Genomic DNA, 3,295 nt, shown 5'->3' with positions numbered 1-3,295 from the left:
CTTGTATTTTACGATACAACAAAATTCGTTTATGTTTGTAGCGGTAAACCAACCTTTTCTAACTTAGGATATAGCTTTATATGGCATCAAAGAGGGTGGATTGAAGGAAATAAGATTGACTTTATCAGTGTTGATCATAACAATAATTTATGGGTTACACCCGACTTCCATCCGTCATGGGGGCTACATCGGTATGATGGAACTGAGTGGAGCTACTATTCAACTAATGATGTAATGTTGCATAATACTGTTAATGCCTTTGCAGTCGACTCAAGTGGTGGAAAGTGGTTTGGTGGTCCGTTTGGCTTTACCTATCTTAAGGGAGAACACTCTGCGCGTTACAGGGAAAATACGCTTGGAAATCTGTATGATATCAGAGACTGTGTTGTTTCCGAAGAAAATGTTCTATGGGCAGCATGTAGGAATGGAGTACTGCGTTACGATTTTTCAGGTTGGAAAAGCTATGAGTATAATGAGGGGTTTAACAATCATGAGACTCCTTTATTTATTGAAGCAATTGAAACTTTTGACAATGAGATAGTGGCTGGTGGCTCAAAGGGAGTCTCCTGGCTTAGAGAAGATATATTTGTGAAAGATACAACACCGGAAGGTCCCGAAAACCGAGCAGTTTATGCATTAAAAACGCATCCATCAGAGCAAATCATCGCTGCAACAGCAAACGGACTTTTCATAAAGAGCAAAAATATGCCCTGGAGGCAGCTACTTCAGGATGATGCTAACTGCTCAGATATTGAAATTGATCTTGATGGTAGAATATGGGTAGCCACAAGAAATCAGGGCATATTTGTCTTTGACGAAGCTGGCAATCAACTTTTTCAATTTACTACAGAGCATGGCCTTTTATACCATTATATATACAATTTAGCTCAAAGTCATCATGGTCCTATGTGGGTAGGTTCTGGAGACGGCCTTATAGCAATGGAGGTGTTTTGGAAAGAGGACAATTCCAGTGTAACCAACCCCAAAGTTACTATAACCCGTAAACCGATATCGCAGTTCCGTAATAATGGAATATTTGATTTGCGCGGAAGAAAACAGACCGGACAATCAATACAGCAGTTACGTTCCGGAGCTTCGGGGATGTATATCTATAAGAACGATAAGAGTGATAACTTAAAGAGAATTGAATTAAAGTAGTTGTTTTTAGTTCTACTACGATGTTAGCTAATTCCAAAAAAAAGTCCCTTGTTCTATACTTTCACATGGTATTAACTTATATTAAGTTAGGCTTGACTCAAATAGATCAAACAATCACTTTTTTTAACAACGAAAAATAAACTAAGCAAGATCTTTCTTGCGTTCAAAACAATAAACACATTGTACTACCGAGGTGCACCGAATGTTTAGTATTGTTTTATTATTTTTAATCACTACTCTTTCTTTTACCTATGTTAAAGCAAATCCCATTGATTCCATAAAGATTGAGCACTATCTTAGCTACCAGGAAGTCCTCTCCATTGCTATTCACGGTGATACGGTATGGGGAGGGTCCGATGGGGGAGGTCTTGTAAGGGCTATTACAACCGACAGTAGCATTTTTCAAATGACCACCAACGACGGTTTAGCCCACAACATCGTATGGAGCATTGCACTGCCCGACTCATCAGGAACTGTATGGGCCGGTACTGAAGATGGAATAAGTTATGTTACTCCCGGTGAAATCCGAAATTACTACACAGCCGGTTCATCACGGCTTGGCAGGATTACTGGTTTGGCTGTTATGGAAGACAAAGTAACTGCAATCAGTGAGAATGGAGTTGTTACCTATAATGGTGATGGATTTGAGCCGCTTTCTGCCATTCCAACCAGACACATTAACCATTTAGAGTATGACAAAGATGGCGCGTTATGGGCTGCCGGAGCTGGTGGGATATTTAAGGTTGAGAATGATACAGCTTCATCCATTGAGCTTCACCATGATATAACTCCCGGACTAATTAGAAGCATTGCTGTAGATACCAGTGGAAATCTTTGGATCGTCAGTATTCAAAGCCAGGAATTCCAGTTTGTTGCCCGCTATGACGGAACTGAGTGGGAGTTTTACACTGTCGAGAATAGTGGTCTTATACATTCGGTCACACTACTTGAATTATCTCCTGTTGGGATAATTAATGGCATAGGGCCCAGATACCTTTCGCAATTTATAGATGGAGAGTGGAGTTATGTAAGAAGTGTTGGTGCATTGTTTGTCTCCGACTTTGCATTTTACGATACAACAAAATTCGTTTATGTTTGTAGCGGTAAACCAACCTTTTCTAACTTAGGATATAGCTTTATATGGCATCAAAGAGGGTGGATTGAAGGAAATAAAATTAACTTTATTGGTGTTGACCATAACAATAATTTATGGGTTACACCCGACGTCCATCCATCCTGGGGGCTGCATCGGTATGATGGAACTGAGTGGAGCTACTATTCAACTAATGATGTAATGTTGCACAATACTGTTTATGCATTTGCAGTCGACTCAAATGGTGGAAAGTGGTTTGGTGGACCGTTTGGCTTTACCTATCTTAAGGGAGAGCATTCTGCACGATATTGGGAAAACAGGCTTGGAAATCTTTATGATATAAAAGACTGTGTTGTTTCCGAAGATAATGTTTTGTGGGCTGCATGCTTAGGTGGAGTGCTGCGCTACGATTCTTCAGGTTGGAGGAGCTATGACCTTAGTGATGGTTTTAGCAATCATGAGACCCCTTTAATTATTAGAGCCATTGAAACTTTTGACAATACAATAGTGGCTGGTAGCTCAAAGGGAGTGTCCTGGCTTAGAGAAGATATTTTTGTGAAAGATACAACACCGGAAGGTCCCGAAAACCGAGCTGTTTATGCATTAAAAACGCATCCATCAGAGCAAATCATCGCAGCAACAACAAACGGACTTTTTATGAAGAGAAAAAACATGCCCTGGAGGCAGATACTTGATGATAATGTCAACTGCCGAGATATTGAAATCGATCTTGATGGCAGAATATGGGTTGCCACAATTAACCAGGGAATATTTGTAATTGATGAAGCTGGTAATCAACTTTTCCAGTTTACCACAGAGCATGGCCTCTTATGTCATTATACGAGCCATTTAGCTCAAAGTCATCATGGGCCTATGTGGGTCGGTTATTTTGGAGAGGGTCTTATAGCTATGGAGGTGTTTTGGAAAGAGGACAATTCCAGTGTAACCAACCCCAAAGTTACTATAACCCGTAAACCGATATCGCAGTTCCGTAATAATGGAATATTTGATTTGCGCGGGAGAAAACAGACCGGACAAACACTA

At 40.4% G+C, this 3,295-nt stretch carries 2 protein-coding genes; both read left to right on the top strand.

Annotated features, from left to right (window positions below):
* Positions 1-1,158: hypothetical protein (locus QA601_18625; GenBank protein ID MDG5817119.1), on the top strand; the 1,158-nt coding region annotated here is incomplete at its 5' end.
* Between the two features lie 202 nt (positions 1,159-1,360).
* A partial coding sequence (locus tag QA601_18620; GenBank protein MDG5817118.1) for a hypothetical protein occupies positions 1,361-3,295 on the top strand: 1,935 nt, incomplete at its 3' end.

The sequence above is a fragment of the Chitinispirillales bacterium ANBcel5 genome, assembly GCA_029688955.1.
GTDB lineage: Bacteria > Fibrobacterota > Chitinivibrionia > Chitinivibrionales > Chitinispirillaceae > Cellulosispirillum > Cellulosispirillum alkaliphilum.
Note: the sequence above shows the minus strand (reverse complement) of the source record. Positions and strands in the feature narration are given on the sequence as shown.